26 protein-coding genes and 4 tRNA genes are annotated in these 23,336 nt (G+C 65.1%); 18 read left to right on the forward strand and 12 right to left on the reverse strand.

The window, feature by feature from the left end; all coding sequences use genetic code 11:
* Window positions 1-51 precede the first annotated feature (51 nt).
* Both AC5Y4F_RS13930 and AC5Y4F_RS13935 read right to left on the reverse strand, forming a co-directional pair.
* Entirely contained in the window at window positions 52-537 is a 486-nt protein-coding gene (locus AC5Y4F_RS13930; protein WP_067935544.1) for a hemerythrin domain-containing protein, read from the reverse strand.
* Window positions 534-1,505, reverse strand: a complete 972-nt coding sequence (locus AC5Y4F_RS13935) for a Rieske (2Fe-2S) protein (protein WP_067935546.1) — start codon at window positions 1,503-1,505, stop codon at window positions 534-536. The genes AC5Y4F_RS13930 and AC5Y4F_RS13935 overlap by 4 nt, the downstream gene beginning before the upstream one ends.
* Before the next feature lie 284 nt (window positions 1,506-1,789).
* Here AC5Y4F_RS13935 and AC5Y4F_RS13940 point away from each other — a divergent pair, with 284 nt between their 5' ends.
* Genes AC5Y4F_RS13940 through phtC form a run of 5 tightly spaced genes read left to right on the forward strand, consistent with a single transcriptional unit; the run spans window position 1,790 to window position 5,457 of the window.
* Complete coding sequence (locus AC5Y4F_RS13940; protein WP_499997336.1) at window positions 1,790-3,148, forward strand: Rieske 2Fe-2S domain-containing protein; 1,359 nt, start codon at window positions 1,790-1,792, stop codon at window positions 3,146-3,148.
* A complete protein-coding gene (locus AC5Y4F_RS13945; RefSeq protein ID WP_067935551.1) occupies window positions 3,145-3,684 on the forward strand; it encodes a 3-phenylpropionate/cinnamic acid dioxygenase subunit beta in 540 nt (179 codons plus the stop codon). The genes AC5Y4F_RS13940 and AC5Y4F_RS13945 overlap by 4 nt, the downstream gene beginning before the upstream one ends.
* On the forward strand, window positions 3,681-3,947 hold the full coding sequence (locus tag AC5Y4F_RS13950) for a dihydrodiol dehydrogenase (protein ID WP_067935553.1): 267 nt from the start codon (window positions 3,681-3,683) through the stop codon (window positions 3,945-3,947). The genes AC5Y4F_RS13945 and AC5Y4F_RS13950 overlap by 4 nt, the downstream gene beginning before the upstream one ends.
* Window positions 3,944-4,738: a 3-(cis-5,6-dihydroxycyclohexa-1,3-dien-1-yl)propanoate dehydrogenase gene (gene hcaB / locus AC5Y4F_RS13955; RefSeq protein WP_499997340.1), complete on the forward strand. Its 795-nt coding sequence runs from the start codon at window positions 3,944-3,946 to the stop codon at window positions 4,736-4,738. The genes AC5Y4F_RS13950 and hcaB overlap by 4 nt, the downstream gene beginning before the upstream one ends.
* Window positions 4,735-5,457: a 3,4-dihydroxyphthalate decarboxylase gene (phtC, locus tag AC5Y4F_RS13960; protein WP_067935559.1), complete on the forward strand. Its 723-nt coding sequence runs from the start codon at window positions 4,735-4,737 to the stop codon at window positions 5,455-5,457. Before hcaB ends, phtC begins: the two co-directional genes overlap by 4 nt.
* Here the strand turns inward: phtC and AC5Y4F_RS13965 are convergent.
* Window positions 5,454-6,269, reverse strand: coding sequence for an IclR family transcriptional regulator (locus tag AC5Y4F_RS13965; protein WP_499997342.1), 816 nt, complete (start codon window positions 6,267-6,269; stop codon window positions 5,454-5,456). The genes phtC and AC5Y4F_RS13965 overlap by 4 nt on opposite strands.
* A gap of 49 nt (window positions 6,270-6,318) precedes the next feature.
* Here AC5Y4F_RS13965 and AC5Y4F_RS13970 point away from each other — a divergent pair, with 49 nt between their 5' ends.
* A complete protein-coding gene (locus AC5Y4F_RS13970) occupies window positions 6,319-7,161 on the forward strand; it encodes an SGNH/GDSL hydrolase family protein (protein ID WP_499997343.1) in 843 nt (280 codons plus the stop codon).
* Window positions 7,162-7,164: 3 nt separating this feature from the next.
* Complete coding sequence (locus AC5Y4F_RS13975; RefSeq protein ID WP_067935568.1) at window positions 7,165-7,830, forward strand: DedA family protein; 666 nt, start codon at window positions 7,165-7,167, stop codon at window positions 7,828-7,830.
* On the opposite strand, the gene AC5Y4F_RS13980 is transcribed toward AC5Y4F_RS13975, so the two are convergent.
* A complete protein-coding gene (locus AC5Y4F_RS13980; protein ID WP_067935572.1) occupies window positions 7,831-8,448 on the reverse strand; it encodes a TetR/AcrR family transcriptional regulator in 618 nt (205 codons plus the stop codon).
* A gap of 153 nt (window positions 8,449-8,601) precedes the next feature.
* Between AC5Y4F_RS13980 and AC5Y4F_RS13985 the strand changes: the two genes are divergently transcribed.
* Both AC5Y4F_RS13985 and AC5Y4F_RS13990 read left to right on the forward strand, forming a co-directional pair.
* Window positions 8,602-9,036, forward strand: coding sequence for an anti-sigma factor antagonist (locus AC5Y4F_RS13985; protein ID WP_067935576.1), 435 nt, complete (start codon window positions 8,602-8,604; stop codon window positions 9,034-9,036).
* 22 nt (window positions 9,037-9,058) lie between these two features.
* A complete protein-coding gene (locus tag AC5Y4F_RS13990; protein ID WP_499997349.1) occupies window positions 9,059-10,144 on the forward strand; it encodes a glutamate--cysteine ligase in 1,086 nt (361 codons plus the stop codon).
* Between the two features lie 46 nt (window positions 10,145-10,190).
* Here the strand turns inward: AC5Y4F_RS13990 and AC5Y4F_RS13995 are convergent, their stop codons facing one another.
* The 3 genes from AC5Y4F_RS13995 to AC5Y4F_RS14005 form a co-directional block, all read right to left on the reverse strand.
* Window positions 10,191-10,976, reverse strand: coding sequence for a sulfite exporter TauE/SafE family protein (locus AC5Y4F_RS13995; RefSeq protein WP_067935581.1), 786 nt, complete (start codon window positions 10,974-10,976; stop codon window positions 10,191-10,193).
* 65 nt (window positions 10,977-11,041) lie between these two features.
* Window positions 11,042-11,983 carry a catalase family peroxidase gene (locus AC5Y4F_RS14000; RefSeq protein ID WP_067935584.1) on the reverse strand — a complete coding sequence of 314 codons (942 nt, stop codon included), beginning with the start codon at window positions 11,981-11,983 and terminating at the stop codon, window positions 11,042-11,044.
* A gap of 18 nt (window positions 11,984-12,001) precedes the next feature.
* Entirely contained in the window at window positions 12,002-12,793 is a 792-nt protein-coding gene (locus AC5Y4F_RS14005; protein ID WP_067936192.1) for an SDR family NAD(P)-dependent oxidoreductase, read from the reverse strand.
* A 208-nt stretch (window positions 12,794-13,001) separates the two neighbouring features.
* Here AC5Y4F_RS14005 and AC5Y4F_RS14010 point away from each other — a divergent pair, with 208 nt between their 5' ends.
* Together AC5Y4F_RS14010 and AC5Y4F_RS14015 are read left to right on the forward strand one after the other, a co-directional pair.
* Window positions 13,002-13,592 carry a hypothetical protein gene (locus AC5Y4F_RS14010; protein WP_067936194.1) on the forward strand — a complete coding sequence of 197 codons (591 nt, stop codon included), beginning with the start codon at window positions 13,002-13,004 and terminating at the stop codon, window positions 13,590-13,592.
* Between the two features lie 114 nt (window positions 13,593-13,706).
* A complete protein-coding gene (locus tag AC5Y4F_RS14015; protein WP_499997357.1) occupies window positions 13,707-15,266 on the forward strand; it encodes a long-chain-fatty-acid--CoA ligase in 1,560 nt (519 codons plus the stop codon).
* A 31-nt stretch (window positions 15,267-15,297) separates the two neighbouring features.
* On the opposite strand, the gene AC5Y4F_RS14020 is transcribed toward AC5Y4F_RS14015, so the two are convergent.
* The 4 genes from AC5Y4F_RS14020 to AC5Y4F_RS14035 all read right to left on the reverse strand — a co-directional run bounded on the left by AC5Y4F_RS14020 (window position 15,298) and on the right by AC5Y4F_RS14035 (window position 17,216).
* Complete coding sequence (locus tag AC5Y4F_RS14020) at window positions 15,298-16,122, reverse strand: enoyl-CoA hydratase/isomerase family protein (protein ID WP_197520595.1); 825 nt, start codon at window positions 16,120-16,122, stop codon at window positions 15,298-15,300.
* Window positions 16,123-16,215: 93 nt separating this feature from the next.
* Window positions 16,216-16,509, reverse strand: coding sequence for a hypothetical protein (locus AC5Y4F_RS14025; RefSeq protein ID WP_499997361.1), 294 nt, complete (start codon window positions 16,507-16,509; stop codon window positions 16,216-16,218).
* A gap of 26 nt (window positions 16,510-16,535) precedes the next feature.
* Window positions 16,536-16,973 carry an Rv1443c family protein gene (locus tag AC5Y4F_RS14030; protein WP_067935595.1) on the reverse strand — a complete coding sequence of 146 codons (438 nt, stop codon included), beginning with the start codon at window positions 16,971-16,973 and terminating at the stop codon, window positions 16,536-16,538.
* 171 nt (window positions 16,974-17,144) lie between these two features.
* Window positions 17,145-17,216, reverse strand: a tRNA-Val gene (locus AC5Y4F_RS14035).
* 180 nt (window positions 17,217-17,396) lie between these two features.
* On the opposite strand from AC5Y4F_RS14035, the gene AC5Y4F_RS14040 reads away from it, so the two are divergent.
* The 4 genes from AC5Y4F_RS14040 (at window position 17,397) to AC5Y4F_RS14055 (ending at window position 18,282) form a co-directional block, all read left to right on the forward strand.
* Window positions 17,397-17,469: transfer RNA gene (locus AC5Y4F_RS14040), tRNA-Gly, on the forward strand.
* Between the two features lie 28 nt (window positions 17,470-17,497).
* Window positions 17,498-17,571 (forward strand) — tRNA-Cys (locus AC5Y4F_RS14045).
* A 16-nt stretch (window positions 17,572-17,587) separates the two neighbouring features.
* A tRNA-Val gene (locus AC5Y4F_RS14050) sits at window positions 17,588-17,662 on the forward strand.
* Window positions 17,663-17,925: 263 nt separating this feature from the next.
* Window positions 17,926-18,282 (forward strand): hypothetical protein, encoded by a 357-nt coding sequence (locus AC5Y4F_RS14055; protein ID WP_499997366.1) that lies wholly within the window; start codon window positions 17,926-17,928, stop codon window positions 18,280-18,282.
* 674 nt (window positions 18,283-18,956) lie between these two features.
* Here the strand turns inward: AC5Y4F_RS14055 and AC5Y4F_RS14060 are convergent.
* Window positions 18,957-19,979, reverse strand: coding sequence for a hypothetical protein (locus tag AC5Y4F_RS14060; RefSeq protein ID WP_067935643.1), 1,023 nt, complete (start codon window positions 19,977-19,979; stop codon window positions 18,957-18,959).
* Between the two features lie 597 nt (window positions 19,980-20,576).
* Here AC5Y4F_RS14060 and AC5Y4F_RS14065 point away from each other — a divergent pair.
* The 3 genes from AC5Y4F_RS14065 to AC5Y4F_RS14075 all read left to right on the forward strand — a co-directional run bounded on the left by AC5Y4F_RS14065 (window position 20,577) and on the right by AC5Y4F_RS14075 (window position 22,402).
* On the forward strand, window positions 20,577-21,032 hold the full coding sequence (locus AC5Y4F_RS14065; RefSeq protein WP_156750083.1) for a hypothetical protein: 456 nt from the start codon (window positions 20,577-20,579) through the stop codon (window positions 21,030-21,032).
* An 816-nt stretch (window positions 21,033-21,848) separates the two neighbouring features.
* Window positions 21,849-22,178 carry a YegP family protein gene (locus tag AC5Y4F_RS14070; protein ID WP_499997459.1) on the forward strand — a complete coding sequence of 110 codons (330 nt, stop codon included), beginning with the start codon at window positions 21,849-21,851 and terminating at the stop codon, window positions 22,176-22,178.
* Window positions 22,175-22,402 (forward strand): hypothetical protein, encoded by a 228-nt coding sequence (locus AC5Y4F_RS14075; protein WP_067935648.1) that lies wholly within the window; start codon window positions 22,175-22,177, stop codon window positions 22,400-22,402. The genes AC5Y4F_RS14070 and AC5Y4F_RS14075 overlap by 4 nt, the downstream gene beginning before the upstream one ends.
* Window positions 22,403-23,336: the final 934 nt, after the last annotated feature.

Below are 23,336 nucleotides of genomic sequence, written 5' to 3' on the forward strand. Positions count from 1 at the left end.
GGCTACTCTCGGTGGCCCACCGAATGCCGCAAGCGGGCGGTGTCGTCGGGATTACAGAGAACGCACCAGCGCCGCGCGCCCCTTCGTGCGCATCTTGTAGGTTGCCGAGCCGCGGTACTGTTCCATCCTCGCGGCCATCTTGTTGCCCAGCTCCTCGAGTTCGACGTCGGTGATCTTCACTTCCGGGGGAGCGGGAATCATGTCGCGTTCCTCTTCGTCGGCGTGGGCCTCCAGCACCGTCTTGAAGGAGTTCCACTCGTCCTCATAGCCGGGCGCGCTCTGCGGGGTTCTGAGCAGCACGGAAAGCTGGTCGACCACCTGGCGATGCTCGGCGTGCGCGACCGCGATCAGCTTGCTGGCATCTTTGAGCGCCGGGTAGTACAGGTCGTCCTCGATGCGGAAGTGGATGTCGAGCTCAATCAGCAAATCGTCGAAAAGGGCGTGCCGCTCTTCGGAATTCACCGGTGCGTCGCTGATCTTGCGGCCCAGGCCCTTGATCACGACGTGGTGATCCTTGAGCACGTCATAGGCGTTCAATTGGTTCCTCCTTTTGCGATTCCAACCGCGCCGCCGGGAGCGTGCCGCCGCTCACCGCGGACTTCGACCACTCCGTCGACCAATCGGGCCTCGTAGCACGGCAGCGGCGCTGCTGCCGGGCCGCGCACAACTTCGCCGGACTCGGCGGCGAACCATGAACCGTGCCAGGGGCAAACCAGCCGGCCCCGGTCCATCCAGCCGTCGGCCATCGGTGCGGCCAGGTGCGGGCAGAATTCCCCGTAAGCCGCCACCTCACCTGGCCTGGTTCGGCAGACCACCAGGCCCACCCCGTCGACCTCGACGCGTACCGGCTTGCCGTTCAACGAACTTGCGGGCAGCACCGGCGTCCAGGTGGAGGTGCGCAGTCGCGGACCCGATTGGTCGATGCCGATCCCGGACTCGAAGACCAGCGCACCACCGAGGTAGCTGCCGGCGACGGTGATGCCGTAGCCGAGAGCGGTCAGCAGGATGCCCCGCCCGTGGCGCCCCTTGCGCCGGTCCCACCAGGACTGGATGTACAGCGCGGTGGCGGCCACGTTCACCAGGCCGTGCACCGCGCCGATGCGGCGGTCCTCCTCGTGGGTGTGCTGCCAGTCGGTGACGCCGGTGACCGCCGAGCCGAGGCTCGCCAGGATCCCCACCCCGAGTGCGCGCGACGCGAAACGCGATGCGTCGACGACCTCGGCTGCCGGCTGACCCGGCAGCAGGCTCAGCGCGTCCAGGGCCACCGTGGTCCCGAGGGCACCACTGGTCAGCGACGCCAGTGGCGGGTGCACCGGGTGACCTAGCCAGACCCCGTTGAGTGCGTTGGTGACGGTGTTGCGGGCACCACCGAGCCCGTTGTAGGCGAAGCTCAGCAGATGTTCGAACCGATAGCTCGGCCGATCGATCCAGTCCTGGCGTCCGATGACGGCCAGAACCCTCGATCCCACCTGCTGCAATCGACCCCCTCGTGGCCGGCCCACCATGGCACCAGTTCCTTCCTCAGATCAGCGGAAAACAATGGTTAATTACCGCAAAACCGAAAGTTTACCCCTTTTTTACGCCGCGCTCGCGGGCGAGGTGGTTCTGTCGTGACCCACCGTAGCCGCGGGCTTCCACCATTTATTTGTCGGAAACCTGTGAATCAGCACCAAGCATGCTTGTAGCAGTCTGGTCGGCAGGACCGCCTGGTGATTGACCGGCGCCGCAGACTGCGAGATTCTACTGAGCGGAGAGTGCTTCTGTAAGACAGAAAGGTCGCAGGGGACCCATGACAAACCGTCGCGGTGAGTTGGTCGAGGTCTTCGAGAACGTGCGCCGGGGAATGATCCCCGCGCACATCTACAACGACTCCGAACTGTTCGCGCTGGAGAAGCAACGGTTGTTCAGCCGGGCATGGACCTTCGTGGGGCACGAGTCCGAAATCCCGCAGGACGGCGACTACGTGGTGCGCCGCGTGCTCGACGACTCGTTCATCATCACCCGCGACTCGCACGGCACCGTACGCGCGCTGTTCAATATGTGCCTGCATCGCGGAATGCAGGTCTGTCGGGCGGAGATGGGAAATGCCTCCAACTTCCGCTGCCCCTACCACGGTTGGACCTACCGCAACGACGGCCGGCTCACCGGACTGCCGTTTCACCGGGAGGCCTACGGTGGCGATGAGGGGTTCACCAAGGGCCAAAGTTTGCTGCCCGCACCCAATTTCGCGAGCTACAACGGCCTGCTGTTCATCAGCATGGACCCAGAAGCCGAACCGCTGCAAGAGTTCCTCGGCGACTTCAAGTTCTATTTGGACTACTACACCAGGCAAAGCGCCGGCGGTGTCCAGGTGCGGGGGCCGCAGCGCTGGCGGATCAAGGCGAACTGGAAGATCGGCGCCGAGAACTTCGCCGGGGACATGTACCACACCCCGCACACCCATGCGTCAATCGTCGACATCGGGCTCTTCCGCGAGCCGAAAGCCCAGAAGCGCAAAGACGGCGCCACCTATTGGGCGCACCGCGGCGGCGGGACCACCTACAAACTTCCGCCCGGCGACTTCGACGCGCGGATGCGCTACGTCGGTTACCCCGACGAGATGATCGGCCGGATCAAGGGCGCCTGGACACCGCAACAGCAGCGGGTGGTCGGCGAAGATGGATTCATGATCTCGGCCGCGACGTGCTTTCCGAACCTCAGCTTCGTGCACAACTGGCCCAAGGTGCGTGACCGCGGCGACGGCCGGCAGGCAGAGGTGTTGCCGTTCATTTCGATCCGGCTGTGGCAGCCCATCAGTGAGAATGAAACGGAAGTGTGCTCGTGGTTCGCGGTGGACTCTGCCGCTCCGGCGCAGTACAAACAAGACTCGTACAAGGCGTATTTGATGTGCTTCGGGTCGACCGGCATGTTCGAACAAGACGACGTGGAGAACTGGGTGTCGCTGACCACCACCGCGGGCGGTTCGATGGCGCGACGGCTGCTGCTGAACAGCCGGATGGGTCTGCTCGCCGACGATAGTCCCGTCATAAAGCCGTTGCCGCCGGGCGCTTTCCACGGACCGGGGCGCGCGCAAGTCGGCTACAACGAGCACAACCAGCGAGCGCTGCTGAACATGTGGGCCGACTATCTGCAGCGGGCGCCCGCATGAAAGAGCCGCCGCGGTCACTGCCGTTCAACGACACTCGGCACCTCGGGGCACATCGATTCCTGGTGGACGAGGCGTACCTGCTTGACGCCCAGCAGTATGAGGCGTGGCTGGACATGCTGACCGACGACGTCCGCTACGCCATGCCGGTGCGCGTCACGACCGCGCGCGGCGCCGGTTTCGACACGTCGCCGGAAAGGGGCCCCGGCATGGACCATTTCGACGAGGACAAATACTCGCTGTCCCAGCGGGTGGCGCGGATGGGCACCGAGCACGTGTGGGCCGAGGACCCCCCGTCGCGGCTGCGTCATTTCATCACCAACGTGCGCACCTTCACCGGCGACGACGACGCTCACCTGGTGGTCGAATCGGCCGAACTGCTGTTCCGCAGCCGGGGCGACGTCAACGACAGCGCCCTGATGTCATGCGGGCGCCAGGACGTATTGCGCTGGTGCGATGATCGCTGGAAGCTGGCCCGCCGCACCATTATCGCCGACGAGTCGGTGCTGAGAATGCAGAACCTGGCGGTGTTCCTATGAACGATCAGCTGCAGCAGCTGCTCGACGGTGCGGTCGGCGAACCGATCAGCGTCGCAAACGAATTCACCGAGGTCATGGTGCACCGGGTCGACACCCGCAACGGATCGCGCCTGCTGATCGCCGCGCCGCGATCCGGACAGTGGATCACCCTCGACGCGCTCGAGGTCGAGGCATTGACCTGGCAGAACCCTCGGACGCTGGCCGCCATGGTAGGCAATTCCCATGCGCCTCTGCTGCCCGACGACACCGAACCTGCACCATGACCGGCTGGCTGGAGGGCAAGCGAGCCCTGGTGGTGGGGGCCGGTTCCGGGATCGGCCGTGCCGTGGTGGCGGCCTTCGGCGCAGAGGGTGCCAATACTGCTGTGCTGGAACGAGATCCATCCAAGTGCGAGGAGTTGCGGCAACAGCTGCCTCAGGTTCCGGTGGTCGAGGGCGACGCCACCACGCGCGAGGCCAATGACCGCGCCGTCGCCGCCGCCGTGGATGCCTTCGACGGATTGGACACCCTGGTCAACTGCGTCGGGGTCTTCGACTTCTATCGAGGTGTGAGCGACATCGGCGCCGACGCACTCCCCGGCGCGTTCGACGAAATGTTTCGCACCAACGTGCTCAGCCATTTGCTGTCGGTCAAGGCCGCGCTTCCGGCGCTGCGGAACGCGAGCGGTTCCTCGATCGTGCTGACCGAGTCCGCGTCGTCGTTCTATCCCGGACGCGGCGGGGCGCTCTACGTCGCCTCGAAATTCGCGGTGCGCGGGCTGGTTTCGGCGTTGGCGCACGAACTGGCCCCGGACATCAGGGTCAACGGGGTGGCGCCTGGCGGCACACTCAACACCGACCTGCGCGGCCTGTCCAGCCTGGGGCTCGGCGAGACTCGGCTGGACGACGGGCCGGACCGGGCGTCAGACGTCGCCGCGCGCAGTCCCTTGCATGTCGCGCTCACCGGCGCGGACCACGCGTGGAGTTACGTGTTTTTGGCGTCCCAGCGGTCGCGTGGAATCACCGGCGAAACCGTGCGGCCCGACGGCGGATTCGGGTTGGGCGCGCCGCGATGACCGACCTCGAGCAGCAGCGCGCTCTGGTGGCGCAGGGGTGTCGCGTCGCGGCGGCCCGCGGACTGGTCGACGGCATCCTCGGCCACCTGAGCCTGCGCGTCGGCGACGGGCGCCTGTTGGTGCGCTGCCGAAGCGATACCGACATTGGGGTGGCATTCACCCGACCCAGTGACATCCGGCTGATCACCTTCGACGGTACCGCCGGTGCCCCAGGCGAACTCGACGGGTATCGCGTGCCCAACGAACTGTCGATCCACATCGAGACCATGCTGGCCGACCCTGGGCATGTCGCGGTCGCGCACCTACATCCACCGAACGTGGTCGCGGCCGACCTGGCCGGCATCACGCTCCGGCCGATCTACGGCGCCTATGACATTCCCGGCGCCTGGTTGGCGCGCGGCGGTGTTCCCGTTTACGAACGAGCTGTGCTGATCCGAAATTCGCGCCTGGGCAAGGAAATGGTGGCGGCGATGCGCGACCGGCCGGTGGTGATCTGCCGCGGACACGGAATCACCAGCGCCGCCGCCACAGTGCCCCAGGCCGTGCTGCAGGTGATCGGCCTCGACGCGCTGGCGCGGATGTCGCTGCGGGTGCTCGCGACCGGCGCCGCGCTGCGCGACATCGACGACGCGGACTGGGATGACCTGCCGGACTTGGGGTCTGCGTTCACCGCCGAGGCGGCCTGGCGCCACGAAGTGGCACGGCTTGCCGGACGCTAGCCGAGCTGATCCCCAATCTCCTTGGCGGCCGCAACAAGTGCGGCGGCCACCGCCGGATACCGGGAGGCTTCCAGCCGGTGTTGTGGCGCGGCGGCGTTGAGCGCGAGCCGCAGCCCGGGTGCGCGGGTCGGGATCGGCACGGCAACCGAGGCGACGCCTTCCTCACTCTCTTCGCAGTTGGTGGCGTAGCCGCGCTCGCGGATATCGACGAGCTCGGCTTCCAACGCGGTGCGGGTGCCGATCGAGCGCGAGGTGATGCGCTTCAGCCGCTCTCGCGGCAGCAGCGCACGCAATTCCGGGTGCGGCAACTGGGCCAGCATGACCTTGCCCGTCGAGGTGCAATGGGCCGGCATAACGCGGCCAAGCCGCGACGCCACCCGCACGGCGGCCGGCCCCTCGACCGCGGCGACGAATCGGACGCTGGCCCCGTCCAGCATGCCGACGTGCACCGTTTCGCGCAGTTGTTCGCTGAGGGCGCGCATGACGGGCGCGGCGGATCGCGCGATGTCGATGCGGCCGAAGATCGCGAACGCCACCCCGGTCAACGACGGACCGGGTAGGTACGCCTTGGACACCGGGTCCTGCCGAACGAACCCGCGATAGGCCAGCATCGCCAGCAACCGATGCGCGGTCGATGACGCCACGCCCAGATAGCGCGTCGCCTCACTCAACCGGATCTGGGGCTGTTCACCCAACAACAGCAACAGCTTGAGCGCGTTGTCGACCGACTCGATCGGATACTGCGGCGCGAGCGGATCGGCGCCTGGTGCCACCGTGGCGTCCTTGGCGCCCGACTCACGCTTGTGTGGCATGGCTCCACGGTAACCAGTAATAAGCGCGGCTTCAGTTATTCTCGGCATCGTGAGCGGGGCTATTCACGCTGGATATCACCGTTACGTCGCCATCGGTGACAGCCAGACCGAGGGTTTGTGGGACGGCGACGACACCGTCGGCCTGCTCGGATTCGCCGACCGGCTCGCGGTCACCATCGATTCGCTCTATCCCGGTCTGCAGTACGCCAACCTCGCGATCCGCGGAAAACGGATCAGCCACGTGCTCACCGAGCAACTTCCGCGGGCACTGGCGATGCGGCCCGACCTGATCACCATCTGCGCCGGGATGAACGACGTCATCCAGCCCGGACGATCCTTCGCGCCGGCCCTGGCAGACCTGGAGCACATCTATGCCGCGCTGGCCGGATCCGGCGCGACGGTGGTGACGACGACCTTCCCGAACGTTGCGCAGTTCCTCCCGCTGGGACGCCTGGTGGCGGGGCGGCTCGCCCGCATCAACCGGGTCATCAGCGCCGCCGCCGATCGCTACGATTTCCGGCTCGTCGACTTGTACAACGCTCCCTCGATGCGCGAGTTGGACACCTGGTCCGTTGACCGGGTGCACGCGTCGAGCAAGGGCCACATGCTGTTCGCCGCCGCGGCCGCCGAAGCGCTCGATTTGCCTGACGCCAACCATGATTGGGCCCGCGGCGGACTCGACCCCACCCAGCGCTTCTTCGCGGCCGGCACGTACGAGCAGTTGCGCTGGACACGAGAGAGCTTCTTCCCCTGGATCTGGCGGCGGTTGCGCGGGCTGTCTTCCTACGACGGGCGCGAGCCCAAGCGTCCGTGGCTGGAAGGGCTGGGCACCCCGAGCGAATTCCAGCGCACACCTCAGACCATGGATCCGCGGCCGGTCAGGCATCCTTGACGCATGAATCTGGAGCCCCTGCTGCACTCGATTCCACCGATCACGGTCTATCTGGTGGTCGGCGGTGTGGTCGGGATCGAGAGCCTGGGCATTCCCCTGCCGGGTGAGATCGTGCTGGTGACCGCGGCGCTGATGTCGTCGCACCATGACCTGGCCGTCAATCCGCTCGGTGTGGGCGTCGCCGCGGTGATGGGCGCGGTGATCGGCGATTCGATCGGCTACGCCATCGGACGCCGATTCGGCATGCCGCTCTTCGACCGGCTCGGCCGGCGCTTTCCGAGACACTTCGGCCCCGGCCACGTCGCGCTCGCGGAAAAGTTGTTCAACCGCTGGGGTGCTCGCGCCGTCTTTCTCGGCCGGTTCATCGCGCTCCTACGGATTTTGGCCGGCCCGCTGGCGGGGGCGCTGAAGATGCACTATCGCCGGTTCCTGGCGGCCAACGTGTCGGGCGCCATCTGCTGGGCGGGTGGCACGACCGCGCTGGTGTACTACGCCGGAATCGCGGCCGAACGCTGGCTGGAACGGTTCTCCTGGATCGGCCTGGTGATCGCCGTCGTGGTCGGGCTGACTGCCGCGATCCTGTTGCGGGAACGCACATCTCGGATGATCGCGGAATTAGAGGCCGAGCATTATCGCAAGACCGGCGCAGGCGCGTCCGACCCCGTCTGACTACACGGCCTCGTCGGTATCGGCCACCAGCGGCGGCCGGTGTTCGTCGATCAGGGCACGGGCCATCTTGCGGGCGCGCAGCGCGGCGTCCGGATCCCCGACGGCGGCCAGAATGATCGCGCCCTTCATCAAAATGTGCCAGGACGAGGCGAAGTCCTCGACGTCGGTAAGACCGGCCGCCATGGCGCGGCGCCGCACGATGTCACGGACGTGATCGATGTGGGTGATGCAGGCCTGACCGGCCGGGTGATCGGGTCCGACCTCGAGCAGCACGTTGATGAACGAGCAACCCTCGTAGCCATCGCGGAGCTGGAACCAGTCATGCATCACGTCGAAGATCGCCAGCAACTGTTCCTCAGGGCTACTGCCGCGCTGGCGCGACTGCTCTTCGATCAAACCGCGGGTCCAGATCTCCTCGCGGCGTTCCAGCACGGCCAGCACCAGGTCATTCTTACTCGAGAAATGGCGGTACAGCGTCGCCCTGGCGACACCGGCCCGGGCGATCACCTCATCGGTGCCCACCGCGCGGATGCCCCGCCGACTGAACAGCTCATAGGCCGCGGTAAGAAGGCGTTCGCGAGGCGACGCGCTGGGTGCTGCGACATCGGGTGTTGTCATACAGGACTTAACGTACTCTTAGCCCCCGCCGGTAGACAGACCGACCTGTCTCGTTATAGAAAAGAGATTCACGCAAGACGAAAAGTCTGTCTTCAGACATTAGGACGGGCATCCATCGAGGCGTCTCGGCGCCTTTCGATCAGGGGGTCCATCATGAATTCCGTCATTGAAGCGATGCCCACCAGCCATTTGGCGCTGAGCACGAAACTCGTCTACGAACTCGGCGACCCCAATTCCACGCTGCGGGCGACCGCGGATCGCAGCGGCCCGTCGGTGGTGATCTATGCCGGGGGCGAGATCGACGCCTGCAACGAGGACACCTGGCGCCACCTGGTGTCAGAGGCGGCCAGCGGCGTCGCCGAGCCCGGCCCCTTCGTCGTCGACGTGACCGGACTCGACTTCATGGGCTGCTGCGCGTTCGAGGTGCTGGCCGAAGAGGCCAAGAGGTGCCGGGAACGCGGCATCGACCTGCGCCTGGTGAGCTGCGCGCCGATCGTCACACGCATCGTCGACGCTTGCGGTCTGAGCGGCGTGCTGCCGATCTACCCGACCGTCGACTCCGCCCTCTCGGCAGCCGCCCGCCGATAGCTCCCAGGGCCGAAATCGGCTCATGGGCGACCATCCCACCATTGGTGCCGAGGAAGAATTTCTGCTCGTCGACCCACAAACCGGCGAGCCCGCTCCGCACAACGCCGCGGTCGCCGCGGAGGCCGAGCGGCAAGGCGTCACGCTGCAGCTCGAACTGAGCAGCTGCCAGGTGGAGACCACCTCGCAGGTGGCTTCGACCAGCGCCGAACTGGGTGGGGAATTGAGCCGGCTGCGGCGCACCGCGGCGCGGGCCGCCGAGGCCGCCGGTGTCCGACTGCTGGCCTGCGGGCTTCCGCCGGCCACACCGCACGAGTTTCCCGTCACCGACACCCCGCGCTACCGCAAGATCGGCGAACAGTTCGGAATGATCGCGCACGAACAGGGCATCTGCGGCTGCCACGTGTATGTGCAGGTGCCCGATCGTGCCGCGGCCGTCCATGTCAGCAATTGGCTGCGCCCGTGGCTGCCGTCTTTGCTTGCGCTGTCGGCGAATTCGCGGGTCTATCGCAGCGCGGACAGTGGTTACGCGAGCTGGCGCAGCGTGCTGTGGCGGCGCTGGCCCGCGGCGGGAGCGCCGCCATTCTTCGCCTCACCCGACGAATACGACGATGCGGTGCGCATGTTGGTCGACACCGGGGTGATCCTGGATAAGGACATGATCTATTGGGACATACGTCTTTCGGCGGACTTTCCGACCGTGGAGGTCCGGGTGGCCGACGTTCCGGCCACGGTCGCCGAGACGGTGCTGCTTGCCACCCTGATCAGGGCGGCCGTAATGACCGCGCTCGACTCGCCCGATGACGCGCGGCGGTTGCCGCCGGGTGCGCTACGCGCGGCGTACTGGAAGGCCGCTCACGACGGGTTATCCGGTCACGCATTGGATTTGGTCCACGGATGCGGTGCGGTCCGGGCCGGTGAGCAATTGGGAGCGCTGGTGCAGCGGGTGCGCCCCGCGCTGGAGTCGCTGGGCGAATATGACGGCGTCGTCGGCGAACTCGAGCGCGTCCTATCGGACGGTAACGGGGCGATGCGTCAGCTGCGGGCGTGGCGCAAACACCATGACGTGCGCGACGTCATCACCGAAGCCGCCAGGGCCACGCTGAGTTGAGGAATGCCTTGCGCGGGTCAATCACGTTGTCGCACATGATGTCTCGTCACGCCACGGCGAGCAGGCGATACAGACCGATCAAACCCACGACCACGATGATGGCGCGCAGCGCGTTGCCCGGCAACCGGCGCCCGTAACGCGCCCCGAGCAGCCCGCCGATCAGTGAGCCGGCCGCGATCAGCCCCGCCGCGGGCCAGCTGATCCGGTCGAACGCCACCAATGTATAGGCAACGGCGGCAACCACATTCACCACCAGTGCCAGCAAGTTCTTGGCCGCGTTCATGCGCTGCACCGACTCCGGCAGCAGCGCACCCATCAGGCCGACCAGCAGGATGCCTTGTGCGGCGGTGAAGTAGCCGCCGTAGACGCCGACGGCGAAGGTACCGAACACCAGCGTGGCCATCCGGCGGGGGCTGACGTGCTCGGGCGCCCGTCCCGCCTCCTGGGCGCGGCGGGCCGTCCACGCCTGGATCCGCGGCCCGACAACCACCAGCACCAGCGCCAGCACCAGCAACACCGGGACGATCTCGGCAAACACCCGCTCGGGCAGGTGCAGCAACAGATAGGCGCCCAGAACCGCGCCGGCCAGCGATGCCGGGAGCTGCCATCGCAGCCGATCCCACTGACCGCGCAGCTCGGTGCGATAGCCCCAGGTGCCCGAGGCGCTGCCGGCGACCAGACCCGTCGCGTTCGACATGGTCGCCGTCACCGGCGGGTAGCCGAGCGCGACCAGCGTGGGGAAGGTGATCAGGGTGCCGGACCCGACCAGCGCGTTGATCGCACCAGCCCCCAGCCCGGCCAGGCATATGAGGAACATCTGGAATGGCGACACCGAAGAAAAACATTAGCTTGCCGCCGATTTCGAGCGCGAGCGGCCATCGCCCCGGGCGCTGCGGGTCAGGCGGGCGGAGCTTCGGCGCCGCGTTCCACACCGGTACGCAGCTTCACCGAGGCCGAATACACCAGGGTCCGAAAGTGCAGGACAGGATCGTCGGAGGGCTCGATGCCATCGGTCACGCGCATCGGGTCGAACACCACGATGTCGCCGCCATGCTCACGCTCGGTGTCCAGGCCGGTGATCGCCAGCGTGCCGACGGTGACGATCTGCGTGCTCTGCCAGGCCGCTGACGGGTCCACCGTCGAGTCGGTGGGCCCGGCGATCTGCACCCGGAAATCGAACCGCACGGGCCCGCCGTCGAGGCGGGCCTTGAGCTCCTCGGTGAGGAAGTCCGGATCTTTGTCACGGGCATCGGATCCCGACAGGTATTCCTCGGATACGGTCGGAACCAGGTGGTAGCGAACGAATCTGGCGCCGCCGTCGGCGGCGATCCAACGGAAGGCGTGCAAGCCGTGGTATTCGGTGGTGGCGTAACTCGCCGGGATGCGGCTCGCCTCCCGCAGGATGGGCAACGCGCCGAGCAGCTTCGGATGGGTGAGCAGGTGTTTGGCCATGCGCAGCGGCGTCGTCAGGCCCGGCCGCATCGCCTTGAGCAGATCGATGAAGCCGTCGGGCGTGCTGGAGACGAAGAGCCGGGCGGTCTGCGCCGAGACGTCGGTGGTGGAGCCGTCGGGCAGGGTGAACTTCACCGCCATCCCGCGCACACCGGACGCGCCGTCGCGCTGCTCGGGGTTGCCCGACCCGTTGGAGAAGCGGATCAGCGCCGGAACGGTCGAACCATCGAGATGCTGTGCGCGCGAAAGCATGAGCGCGTCCGGGGTCGCGGTGAACGTGCCGCGATACAGGGTCCCTTTGGCGTGCAGTGCGCGACAACCGGGCTGGGCTCCCCCGGTGCCCCGGATCGCCTCGATCGCCTCGTCAGGAGTAAGTGCACCGCTCATGGACGAATCTTAGTTGGATCAGTCGGGAAAGCCGAAGAGTTCGACAACACCGTGATCGCGACCGGCGGTGTAGCCGCCGTCGACGGCAAGGGCCTGGCCGCTGACGAACGAGGCGTCGGGAGACAGCAGGAAGGCGGCCATAGCGGCGATCTCTTCCGGCTGCCCCAGCCGCCGCAGCGCGTGCTCCTTGGTGATGGAGGCCAGTGCACCCTCCATGCCGGGGATGCTGAAGACGCTGTGCGCCATGGGCGTTTCGATGAAGCCGGGACAGATGACGTTGGCCCGGATGCCGCTGGGTCCGTAGTCGAGCGCGATATTCTTGGTCAGCAGCACGACACCGCCCTTGGCCGCGTTGTACGAGCTGCCGCCGGCGGTGCCCTCCAGGCCCTCGACGCTGGCGACCGTCACGATCGAGCCGCGTTCACCGTCAGCTCGAGGTTGGTCGATCATCCTGGCCAGCGCCGCCTTGGCGATGAGGAACGTGCCGGTGAGGTTGATCTTGATCACCCGGTCCCATTCGGCGCGCTCCAGCAGGTGCACGGGGCCTCCGCCCGCGACACCGGCGGCGTGAAAGAGGCCGTCGAGGCGGTCCGGCACGGCGGCCAACACCGCGGCGATCGCGGCTTCGTCGGTCACGTCGGCGGACACGAAGCTGAACCGCGGGCCCAGGTCATCGGGCGGGATGGCCAGGTCGGCGCCGATCACGCTGCCGCCCTCGGCCAAGAGCCGCCGCGCGGTGGCGAGCCCGATTCCCGACGCGGCGCCGGTCACGACGAAGGTGCGGGAACGGGCGCGGTCGGGGTTCACCATCGTCGGGTCCTTGTCTGGGTCGGTCAGGCCGGTCAGCCCCGTCATGGTGACACACGTTCGCGCCGTTAGCTTTACAAATGCATTCGCCGGCTCGACAGGCGGGTTGCGTCACCGCTAAAGCAAACCCATCTTGGACATTGGCGCCGCAGCTGGAGCACGATAAGCCAGCGGGCTAATTTCGCGGCGTCCGGCGGCGTTAGGAATGGTGATGTCAACAACTCAGCCTGGGGCCCTTGCCCGTCGGGTCGGGCTGCTAAGCGCGGCCGCCGTGACCGGCGTGGTCGTCCTGGCCTCCACCGCCAACCGGGTCGAGCCCACTGCCACGCCGGCACTGACCTCCGACGACGCGATTGCCATCGCGCCGGGCGTGTCGGTGACCCCCGCGCCCGGCTGGACGCTCGGCAATCGCGGCCCGAACTGGGTGGCGCTGAACAACGCCGACACCAGCGCGCAGCTGCGGATCACCGTCAAGCCCGCGGCCGCCACGGATGCCGCCGGGCTCCTGCAGGCCGACATCGACCACTTCACCGCCGGCGCCTCGGCCATCTTGACCGATGTGAACCGCCTGAACCCGCCCGACACCAAGGCGCTGTCAGGGGCCAACTTTCAACAGGAAGCCTCAGTCAACTACACCGCGACCGTGGTGAACCCGCAGGGCTCGATTCCGGTGATCGGCACGTTCACCGAGCTGTTGAACACCTCGAACGGCCGATCGGCGTTCATCGACTTTCGCCAGGACAGCAGCGCGACCACCCAAGCCGCCGGCGACGGTGGAATGATGATCAGCTCCATGGAGTGAGGCGCCAGGGACCCGCGAAGGCGCCTCGGCGTCGCGTGCGCAGAACCGGGCGCGTATGACCGTGCGCAACGCATCCGGTATGACGAGTGAGAACAAATCGAACGCGGAGGGTTCATGCCACCAGTTGACACGACGACCGGCGCTGCGGAAACGCTCGCCGCCATCGTCGAGCGCCACGCACAGTGGCGGCCCGACGCGATCGCCATCCGCTTCGGCGAACGCCAGTGGTCCTGGGCCGAGTGGAGCTCGCGGATTCGTCGCACCGCCGGCGCGCTGCGCGCCGCCGGTCTCGAGCGGGGCCAGTGCGTGGCCTTCCTGGACAAGAACCACCCCGCCTGCCTCGAAGTGCTCATCGCCGCCGCCTCCATCGGTGTTGTCACCACCGTCGTCAACTGGCGGGTGATCGGCGACGAACTCGTCCACGTCCTGGCCGACAGCGGCGCCCGCATGCTTCTGGTCGGCGCTGAGCTGCGTGCCGCGGCCGAGGCGGCCGCCGAGCGGGTACCGGGCGTAAACCGCATCATCGAGATCGGCGACGAGTACGAATCGCTGCTCGCCGCGGCGGTACCGACGCGAGCCGACCTGAGCGTCGATGAGAACGAGACGGCATTGGTGATCTACAGTTCCGGCACCACCGGACGCCCCAAAGGCGTGCTGCTCAGTCAACGTGCGCTGGTCAATCACGCGTCGAACCTGGCCCCCGCGTTTCCGTTCGCCGAGGGCGAGGCGAACCTGGTGGCCATGCCGTTGTTCCACGTCGGCGGAATCGGCTATGCGCTGTTTGGAATCCGTTCCGGTGCACCGACATTCATGACCCGCGAGCCCGACGCCGCTACGCTGATCGGCGCTGTGCGCGCTGGAGCGACCCACGCGTTCTTCGTCCCGCCGGTGATCGCCCGGTTCCTGGACGCGGGTGAGGCGGCGGCTGCGGCCATCGCCGGCTTGCGCTATATCGTCTACGGCGCCGCACCGATGCCGCTGCCGTTGTTGCATCGAGCGCTATCCACCTGGCCCGACACTAAATTCGTGCAGGTGTATGGGCAGACGGAACTGTGCGGCGCGGTCACAGCGCTGTCAGACGACGATCACCGCGATGCGGCGCGGCCCGAGTTGCAGCTGGCGGCCGGAAAGCCGGTGCTGGGCTGCGAGATTCGCGTTGTCAATCCAGAGAACGGAAACACGTTGCCGCCCGGGGAATCCGGCGAGGTGTGGGTACGCAGCAACCAGAACATGACCGGCTACCTCAACCGCCCGGACGCGACGGCCGAAACCATCACCGCCGACGACTGGGTTCGCACCGGCGACATCGGGCGCCTGGACGCCGACGGCTACGTCTACATCGAAGACCGCATCAAGGACATGGTCATCACGGGTGGGGAGAATGTGTACGGCCCCGAGGTGGAAAGCGTGCTAATCGAGCATCCCGCCGTCGAGGACGCCGCGGTGATCGGGGTGCCCGACGACTTCTGGGGCGAATCCGTCAAGGCGATCGTGGTGACCGGAGGCGGAATCGACCCCGACGACATCATCGAATTCTGCCGACAGCGGCTGGCCCGCTTCAAATGCCCGCGCACGGTTGACTTCGTGCCGGAGCTGCCCCGCAACGCGAGCGGAAAAATCTTGAAAACTCAGCTGCGGGAACCGTTTTGGCGCGGCCGGGCGCGGGGCATATGAGTACTCGCTTGGTGCGTCGCGGCGCTTCGCTCTACAGGCGTCCCTCAACACGCAGTTCCGGATGCACCCAGTCAGGTGAGCGGCGTTCCTTGAACGCGCGGAACCCTTCGATGGCTTCGGCGTCGGAGAGGCTCGCGGTCATGCCGATGCGGTCATAGAGACCCAGATAGCTGTCGATGCTGGACTTGATGACGCCACGGGCGCGCGGGGCAGTTCGGCAGCATTGCGTAAGTATGTCTTTCGCCGCATCCAGCAGCCCCTCGTGCGGAACCACCCGGGTGACCAAGCCCCAGTCGAGGGCTTCGACCGCGGTGAGCACCCGACCGGTGAACATGAGGTCGCGGGTGCGCACCGGTCCGATGACGCGGGTGAGCACCTGGCTGTAGTAGGTATCGGCGTAGCCGCGGAACAATTCGGGCACCCGGAAGGTCGCCCGATCGCTCACCACCGACAGGTCGCTGCACAGCGCGATCTGGAATCCGCCGCCCTGGCATAACCCATTGACCGCCGAGACGATCGGCTTGCCCGAGGTGCGGACCGCATCGAAGGGCGTCACGTCCATGCCGAGCGCGGAACCGAAGGTGATCCAGTTGTCCTCGCCTCCCCCGCCGCCCATGTCGCCACCGGGCGCGAAGACGTCGCCGGTGCCGGTCAGCACCAGCCCAGCCAGATCCGGGTCCTCGTTGAGACGTCCTACCGCATAACGGATTCCGAAATACATCGCCGGGCTCAAGGCGTTGCGTGCGTCGGGCCGGTCGATGGTGCAGACCGCGATCGGCCCCTGGCGCTCGAAGCGCAGGTACGGCGTACCCAGCCAATCGCCTTCGGGTGGACGGGGGGTGCTTTGCGGTGTCAGCGCCACGGGACTCCTCTCGGGTCGGCGTCGCCGCGGATGCGCCACGCCGCAACGCCGCTACTGTAGCTCTTACGGTATCCGCGGTGTAAGCGACTACACGTACGGCAGCGTGGCCGTCTCGGTGGTCGCGGAGGAGTCGGCTACCACCAAGGCCAGCTTGCTTTGCAGGGCGGACGTGGTGTCTCCCACCGGCTTATCGCAGATTCTGCACAGCGTCGTGAAGTTCGGCTGTTCGTCTTCGTCCGGCCAGAACCGGCGCGGCCCGAACTGAGCCCCGGGGTCGAACTGCACCGCCTGATGAGGGGCGTCCTTGAGAACGCGCCCGACGGGATGACTGTGCGGACATTCGAGTTTCAGCATGCCCACGCCCTCGTAATCGCCGGTCATGGTTCACCGTCCTCTCTGGTGCGTTGTCAGCGGAGGATCTGCGCGAGCTTGCGCCATCGCCGGTGCCGGTGGCGAAACACGACCCGGACGAAGGCGCGGGTCAGCAGCCCGTGCAGGCCGTCGTCTGTTTCGATCTCGTCGGTGTAGCGGCAGCTGCGCTCGTCGATGGGTTCGAACGTGAGGCGGTGGTTCCAGGTGCGAACCGGTCCACCGTGCTCGTTGGTATAGATCTCGGTCGGCTCGAGCCGCTTGATGGTGAGGTGGTGCGTCCAGGCCGGGATCACCCCGAACCACCAGAACCGCGCCGACCCCCGCGTGCCGACCTCGATTCGTTCCGGGACGTCGAGGCGGTAGACCCGCAGCACCGGGCTGAGGACGTGCCGCATCAGCTCAGGCTTGCGCGCCAGCGCGGCGGCGGTGTCGGCGGGGATCGGCAGCTCGGTAGTTAGGGTTACCTTACTCATGCAGTTTCATGGTGGCTTAGCGGGCGCGATCAGGCAAGGGCGCCGTGGTTCAGTGGGTGTCTGGAGAGACCGGAGCGGCGCCTGGGCCCGCGCCGGTAAAGAGCGTTCGACAACAGGGAGTCGGGAACTGGTCGATGAGAGGCCAACCATCCGATGACCCGGATTGATTTGTGGTCCCGGCTGGGATCGAACCAGCGACCTTCCGCGTGTGAAGCGGACGCTCTCCCACTGAGCCACGGGACCGGCGCCGAGACGGCGAACGACGTCGAAGATTAGCACGCGCCAGCCATGACGATACCGGCCGCATCGTGTGCCAGGTCGCCGCGCTAGCCTGGACACGGCTTGTACCGAGAAATTTGTATGTGCCCGCTCACGTGGACTATCGTCGTGCTTCGCACCGGGCGACGATCTCGTCCGAGGCGCGCGGATGTAGCGCAGTTGGTAGCGCATCACCTTGCCAAGGTGAGGGTCGCGGGTTCGAATCCCGTCATCCGCTCGAAGGTGCAAGTGGCATGGACCCCAACGGTGGAGTGGCCGAGTGGTGAGGCAACGGCCTGCAAAGCCGTGCACACGGGTTCGATTCCCGTCTCCACCTCCAATTTTTGGGTTTCTCGGCGCGATTAGCTCAGCGGGAGAGCGCTTCCCTGACACGGAAGAGGTCACTGGTTCAATCCCAGTATCGCGCACCAGAGTTTATGCAGGTGAGACGCGGTATCTAGATAGACTCACCAGTGGTCATGCAATAGTCATGCAATAGCCCTCCGGGTTTCGACCGATCGACTCGGAGAGGAATCGTCGTCATGGCCGCAAACACCTTCCCCAAACCCGCTGGCGCACTACGTGTCTACGAATGGCAGCAGGTCCCACTGCCCCGGACGGCTCCCCCAACGCCTACCGCCGCTTCGTTAGCAGCTCGTGGGGGTTTGGAGCCGGCGCGGTCACTGTCGACGGCGTGCAGCACGGCGATGGCAGTGTCGAGCGATTCATCTTCGTTGATAAGGATCTTGGGTTTGACGACTTGAGCAGCGAGCAGGCTCGCCAACTGGCGCGGGCGCTGAACGCTGCGGCCGGCGATGTTGACCGGCTGAACGACGCCGAGGCACCGCCCACGCCGGATGAGGTCTACCCACAAGGCCTTGAGCGGATTGGAATACAGCCTGTCCACCGTGCGGGCGCTATCCGTGAGGGGCATTTAATCTGCGACGATTTCGCCAACGAGTTCAGCGCCGACGAGTCAATGCGCGCGGGGATGACAAGCAACCCCAGCATCCCCCTCGCCATCGCCAAAGGCATCACACCGGCGCCGTGACTGCGTACTGCCCGGAGTATCTGAGCCTGCTCAACTAGCGATACCGCGCCCGCACCTGGTCAGACATTGCGTTCACACGGACTCCATGTTGGGTTGATCCCAGAGTCCTGAATAAGCGAAAGCCCCTGCCCGATGTCAAGTAGGCTTTTATCTCCGCGACCTTGAGCTTTTGGTCAAGGGTGAGTCGGTCGTAATTGCCGTCGATCGCGTTCATGTCGTCGAACGCGGAGGCCCACAAGTTCATTCGTGTTTCCTACCCCTGTGCGCCACAAAGTTCATTCCGCATCTCGTTAGCCCGTTGCGTCAACCGTACTTGTCTTCTGAGCTGATTGGTTTTGCCTTGGGCGCCAGCCGCCCGGCCCAGCCGACAACGGCGCGCTCCAACACAGAGAAGCGCAGCTGCACGTTGGCACTGTCGACGGGGCGGCCCGGAGCGAAGCGGAAGGATACTCCGCAACCAATGGAACTCCGACCCATTGCCGTCACCACCGCGAGCGGCCACGCCAACTTTTGAGGGGGCATGGGGGTGGCGGGATGGTCATACCTTCGATTTTACCGCAATTACATTGCCGCACAACAAGTTCGAGCATGATTGTCCAAGGGTTCGCGGACGAATTCTAATCCCCCATTGACGGAGCTAGCCGGTCGAGTCGCATACTCGCCGACGGGCAGCACTACAGAAAAGACATGATCTTCGCGCCCAGAGATTCTTTTTCGCTACGCACGTACGTTTGCGCAAGCCGTTTACGGTCATCCGGCGACAGCCGATACCTGCGGTCAGGGTCATCCCACAGGTCAAAAGTTTGGACCACCCAGTACACGCAGAATTCCAAGAGCACCGCGCCTTCAACGTAAGTGCCCCACAGGTCCCCGAAAACTATGGGCCACCTTAAGTGCACCGCCAGTATTCCGAAAAATGTCAACAGCATCACAACGGCCCACACCCAGTAAAAGACCTTGTAGATGCAATGCGAGTGTGTCTCTCGGCTGGCGACGACTGCGGTGGCGAATACGGTGGCGATGAAGGATGAGAGCAGCAAAACCCCAGCCGCGCCGTGCGCATAGTCTCGTGAGTCAACCTTAGGGGTGCAAAGGGCGATCAAACCGACCACCACGACCAGCCAGAGAACGAACCGCGCACACTTTCCCCCAGGGCTCTTCTTCTGCAGGATTTTGTCGCCGTTCTCGTTCCTCCGGTCGTAATGGTGCTGGAACAACGTGATTAGCCACGCCACAGCGAGAGCCGCGACGATTGCCACCAGGTTGGGCCTGATCACGGTCGCTACCGCTACTTTGACCTCGTCCGGGATAAAGAGAGGCGGCGGCGTGCATAACTTGATATAGCTTTCCCGCTGCGGTACCAGCGCTGCGGTCAGCGCAGCAACACCAGCCAGTGTCAGTAGAGCGTTCTCCGTGTCGGTGCTCCCTCGGTAGACGAAGAACAGCGTCGCAAGTCCCACGAGCCCGGCGACGAAGATGCTGTGCGCGGAGGTGTAAAAGTACTCGCTGAGGGCTCCTTGCCAGCAGTCTTTGCCTGTTGGCCTTCGCATATATGTGCTTTGAATAATGATCGACGCCGTGAGCATGACAGCTGTGATGGCCAAGCCGATACGCAAGTTGCGGTACACGGCAAGGGTGGTGGGCACGACAGGCACCACAAACTCGTCATCGTTTCCTGTGATAACTGGTTGGTTCACGCGCAAATCCCCTTATGCCCGTCTTGGCTCACGTCAGTCATCTCCGCAAACTGATGGACGCCAAAGGGGGCAGTAACCGTAGCCCCGGTGATAATCCCTGCGGCACCGGCGGCGACGACTAGCGCGCGAATCACGATGTCTTTCATCCCTTCTGATGGTGACCTCGCTGTGAGGTCGCAGGGAAATGTAGCGTGCGCTCGCTTCGCTCGCGGTGGTTTTGGTCGCTTCCAAGAAATGATCTAGAGGGGGCCGTTCCCACGGCGCACGCTGATGCCTACTGCGAACTCGGCAACATGCTCATTCCACAGGAAGTGCACCATGCGGGCCCCTACCGTGACGCTACGTGCGCGGCGGTCGCGGACATTGTCACGACCAGTCAGAAAAGCGACTGCATTTCCGCCGTGGCCAACTACGTCGTGAGCCGCGGTTACGACCCTTCTGTGGGTAAGGACATCGCGCTTCACAACTGCTAACGGCGCACAGCGACAGCGAATTCACCAATCTTGATGTAACTAGCTGCACGAGCGTTTACGCTCCTACTCGACGTATCGGGCACGTCGCCAAACGCTACCGCCGCTGATAACGAGGTTTGGGAGCATGGGGTTTCGTGCAATTTTCGCTGCCTCGGCAGTAGTCACCGCGGCCGTCATCGGATCAATATCGTTTTCCGCGCCGTTGGCAATTGCGGATGCAGGGCAATATGTTCGGACTGAGTCGGGCGTAATGCGCTGTCTGGTGATGGCCAATGATCAAGGCCACGACGGAGGCCCAGCAGTCGCCTGCGAGCATGGACCGGGCTTCCCCCAAGCGCCCGTGGGTCCGTCCGGACTGCATCTAGATCTGGCAGTAGCGCATGCCTCAGGTGCTTTCAATTGGGACGACGGCAACATTGGCGGTGGCGGTGAGCCGCAAAACGACCTTGTCCTCAACTACGGCCAGACCTACCACATTCAAGGCTGGACGATCCTGCCCGGCAGCGACGGCACTCGCTTCACCAACGATGGAACCGGGCACGGAATGTTCGTCAGCATCGAAAACGTTTCACCGTTCTGATTCGACAATTCATTACGGAGCGAGTGGCATTCCGTCGTTGCAGACTATCGCGGCCGGAATGCGGGGAACCCTCACCGTTTACGCTCGCTGCGCCAATGCCTTTCGACGCTTCGTCGACTTTCCAGCGTCGAGGTGCCTTGGTAGACGGGCACGCCATAGTGTGTGAGGCCGGCGACCGCCGTGCCCGCTATGGCGGGACCCGATACGCGGCGCAGCGGTAGCTGCCAGCGTGCGTGCTCACTATAGGAGCCCACGGGTCTGGGAAAGGCCATTGATCGGGCAGAACGGGTCCGCGAACTTCGCCAAGCGAAACGTCACCACCCCAGAAGGAGCAGCGGCCGCAAGAGCGGACATCCCTGCAGAATCGCACAGCAGACGCACTCCTACCTGCCACATCCGCGAATCCGGCTAAGAGCCCCGCCCCGAGGCGCTTACAGCTCGGGCGCGACATCGAGACCATCGACTCCGGCCGCCGCGCCTGCCCTCGATTCTGAAATCATTCTGGGGGCGCCCGCTGGATCTTCTACGCTGACACTGGCGAACGAGCGGCCGGTCGGGCGCCAGCGGCGACCCGGCCACCAAGGAGCCATACCGACGCATGATCGGAACCTTGCAAGCACTCCTGGTAGCTCGTGGTTCTGCTGGGGCCTTGTACACACTCGGGCGAGAGAACTTCGGTGCCACTTGGGCGGGGCGACGGACCGATACAGCAACCCAGATCTTCCGGTTTCTCAGTGCCTCCGCGCTCTTTCACGCGTTATTTGCTCCCCTTACTTCATCGCGTACCACAAGTTGATCGTCACTGACACCCTCGGCTTGAGCACGGACCATCCCGGCAATTTTCGGTTCCACCTAAAGGCCGCTAACTGCGAGACCATTGCCGGCCGGGGCTACAAGACAAAGGCGAGTGCCGAGAAGGGCATTGAGGCCGTCAAGACAAGCGCGTCCGCCGCGAATGTTGAACCTGACCGAACGGGAGTCGGCGCACAACTAGCGCGCTCGCCAGCTTCAAGCCTCGCACGCCACCAATACGCTGCGCGTGGCAGGCAACGGTGTGCCGCTTACCTCAATCTCCGGTGTCGCGCGCCACGCAGTCCTAGGCTCAGAGGGTCACGAACCGCGATACCGGAGGAGAGGCAAAGATGAGCCAGGATGACTTAAACACCGCCATCGAGCAACTTCGCTCTGCGCTCGATGAGTACAAAGCACAGAAAAACCTGAACGCTTTTCGCCTATTTCATATGAGCGTGGGCGTTTCAACTACTTCAACACTTCAGCTAAAGGAAGCGGAATACCTTGAGGCGCTCGGCGCCGCAGTGCTCGCCATCGGCGAAGAGATCCGGCAGATCCCCGCTTACGGAACTGTTTAACCGTGCGGGATTAAGCAGCGTGACGTGCTGACGATGCTGTTCGCCATAAGCTCCGGCGCGACATCGAGATTGTGGCGGCTCCGCCGTGCGGGGTGGGAGCGGGGCGGGCGGCTGCCGTCGATTCGACTGGCGGACGCGCTACTGGAGTGAGCGCCGGGAGCTGAGCGATCAGGCTATTGCTCTGGAGCCAGAATTTTCACAATTCCGCCAAAAGTCCGTGGTGAGTTGCAAGCTCAGGGTGTGATGCCTGGTGCGCAGATGGTCGCATTCAAGGACGCAACGCAGGCTGCATATTGCCCCGATCTCGATCAGGTTTTCCAATCGATGTCGAACCCGCACGATCCAAACGATTCGTTTCGAGAAGTTGACGTGCGGTCGCATTCGCGCGTAGTTCCGTGGTCCCAAAAGTCTTTCCGGCGGTTTGCAGATTACTGCACATGCGTCAAAAGACCACGATAACATCAGCTAGCCAACGGTAATTCTTTGCCGTTGGGTAGCTCTAGAAGCAGAAAGGCGTGAACCGATGAGCGCGAGCAGCAAGAAAATACTGAAAGCTGTTGCAGCGGCCGCAGTGCTGACCGGTGTGATGCTGGGATCGTCGGGCTGCATAACGATCGACCTTGGAGGACCAACCAAAGTCGCAACAGAGTAATTCGCTGGCCGCGGCGCCTAGGACTGTCGCGCCTGCTCCCAAGGTCGGCAGCGACGGCATGCATGCCGTCAGACGTTGCCCCGGTCGTAGATCGTGCGCACCGGTGCAAGCCGCCTGTGACGACTGCGCGCTGACACAGAAGTCAGCTGGCCGACAAAGATGCAGCACCGTCACGGCTGCCGACTGACTCGAAATCGCCTTGGGTTGCGCAGGATTCGCGCCGACGCCAACGTGATCTGGCGCCGGCCCCGGCCTGTCGCCAAACCGCGTCGGCGTCGCCTC

The sequence above is a fragment of the Mycobacterium sp. NGS56 genome, from assembly GCF_059812425.1.

Bases quoted from the DNA above. Each gene is read 5' to 3' on its own strand.
- AC5Y4F_RS14030 (WP_067935595.1), bottom strand. From the start codon at position 16,973: ATGAGTAAGGTAACCCTAACTACCGAGCTGCCGATCCCCGCCGACACC.
- AC5Y4F_RS14065 (WP_156750083.1), top strand. From the start codon at position 20,577: ATGGGGTTTCGTGCAATTTTCGCTGCCTCGGCAGTAGTCACCGCGGCC.
- AC5Y4F_RS13965 (WP_499997342.1), bottom strand. From the start codon at position 6,269: ATGCCACACAAGCGTGAGTCGGGCGCCAAGGACGCCACGGTGGCACCA.
- AC5Y4F_RS14010 (WP_067936194.1), top strand. From the start codon at position 13,002: ATGTCAACAACTCAGCCTGGGGCCCTTGCCCGTCGGGTCGGGCTGCTA.
- AC5Y4F_RS13950 (WP_067935553.1), top strand. From the start codon at position 3,681: ATGAACGATCAGCTGCAGCAGCTGCTCGACGGTGCGGTCGGCGAACCG.
- AC5Y4F_RS13980 (WP_067935572.1), bottom strand. From the start codon at position 8,448: ATGACAACACCCGATGTCGCAGCACCCAGCGCGTCGCCTCGCGAACGC.
- AC5Y4F_RS14075 (WP_067935648.1), top strand. From the start codon at position 22,175: ATGAGCCAGGATGACTTAAACACCGCCATCGAGCAACTTCGCTCTGCG.
- AC5Y4F_RS13990 (WP_499997349.1), top strand. From the start codon at position 9,059: ATGGGCGACCATCCCACCATTGGTGCCGAGGAAGAATTTCTGCTCGTC.
- AC5Y4F_RS13985 (WP_067935576.1), top strand. From the start codon at position 8,602: ATGAATTCCGTCATTGAAGCGATGCCCACCAGCCATTTGGCGCTGAGC.
- AC5Y4F_RS14025 (WP_499997361.1), bottom strand. From the start codon at position 16,509: ATGACCGGCGATTACGAGGGCGTGGGCATGCTGAAACTCGAATGTCCG.
- AC5Y4F_RS14000 (WP_067935584.1), bottom strand. From the start codon at position 11,983: ATGAGCGGTGCACTTACTCCTGACGAGGCGATCGAGGCGATCCGGGGC.
- AC5Y4F_RS14015 (WP_499997357.1), top strand. From the start codon at position 13,707: ATGCCACCAGTTGACACGACGACCGGCGCTGCGGAAACGCTCGCCGCC.
- AC5Y4F_RS13945 (WP_067935551.1), top strand. From the start codon at position 3,145: ATGAAAGAGCCGCCGCGGTCACTGCCGTTCAACGACACTCGGCACCTC.
- AC5Y4F_RS14005 (WP_067936192.1), bottom strand. From the start codon at position 12,793: ATGGTGAACCCCGACCGCGCCCGTTCCCGCACCTTCGTCGTGACCGGC.
- AC5Y4F_RS13935 (WP_067935546.1), bottom strand. From the start codon at position 1,505: ATGGTGGGCCGGCCACGAGGGGGTCGATTGCAGCAGGTGGGATCGAGG.
- AC5Y4F_RS13975 (WP_067935568.1), top strand. From the start codon at position 7,165: ATGAATCTGGAGCCCCTGCTGCACTCGATTCCACCGATCACGGTCTAT.
- AC5Y4F_RS13940 (WP_499997336.1), top strand. From the start codon at position 1,790: ATGACAAACCGTCGCGGTGAGTTGGTCGAGGTCTTCGAGAACGTGCGC.
- hcaB (WP_499997340.1), top strand. From the start codon at position 3,944: ATGACCGGCTGGCTGGAGGGCAAGCGAGCCCTGGTGGTGGGGGCCGGT.
- phtC (WP_067935559.1), top strand. From the start codon at position 4,735: ATGACCGACCTCGAGCAGCAGCGCGCTCTGGTGGCGCAGGGGTGTCGC.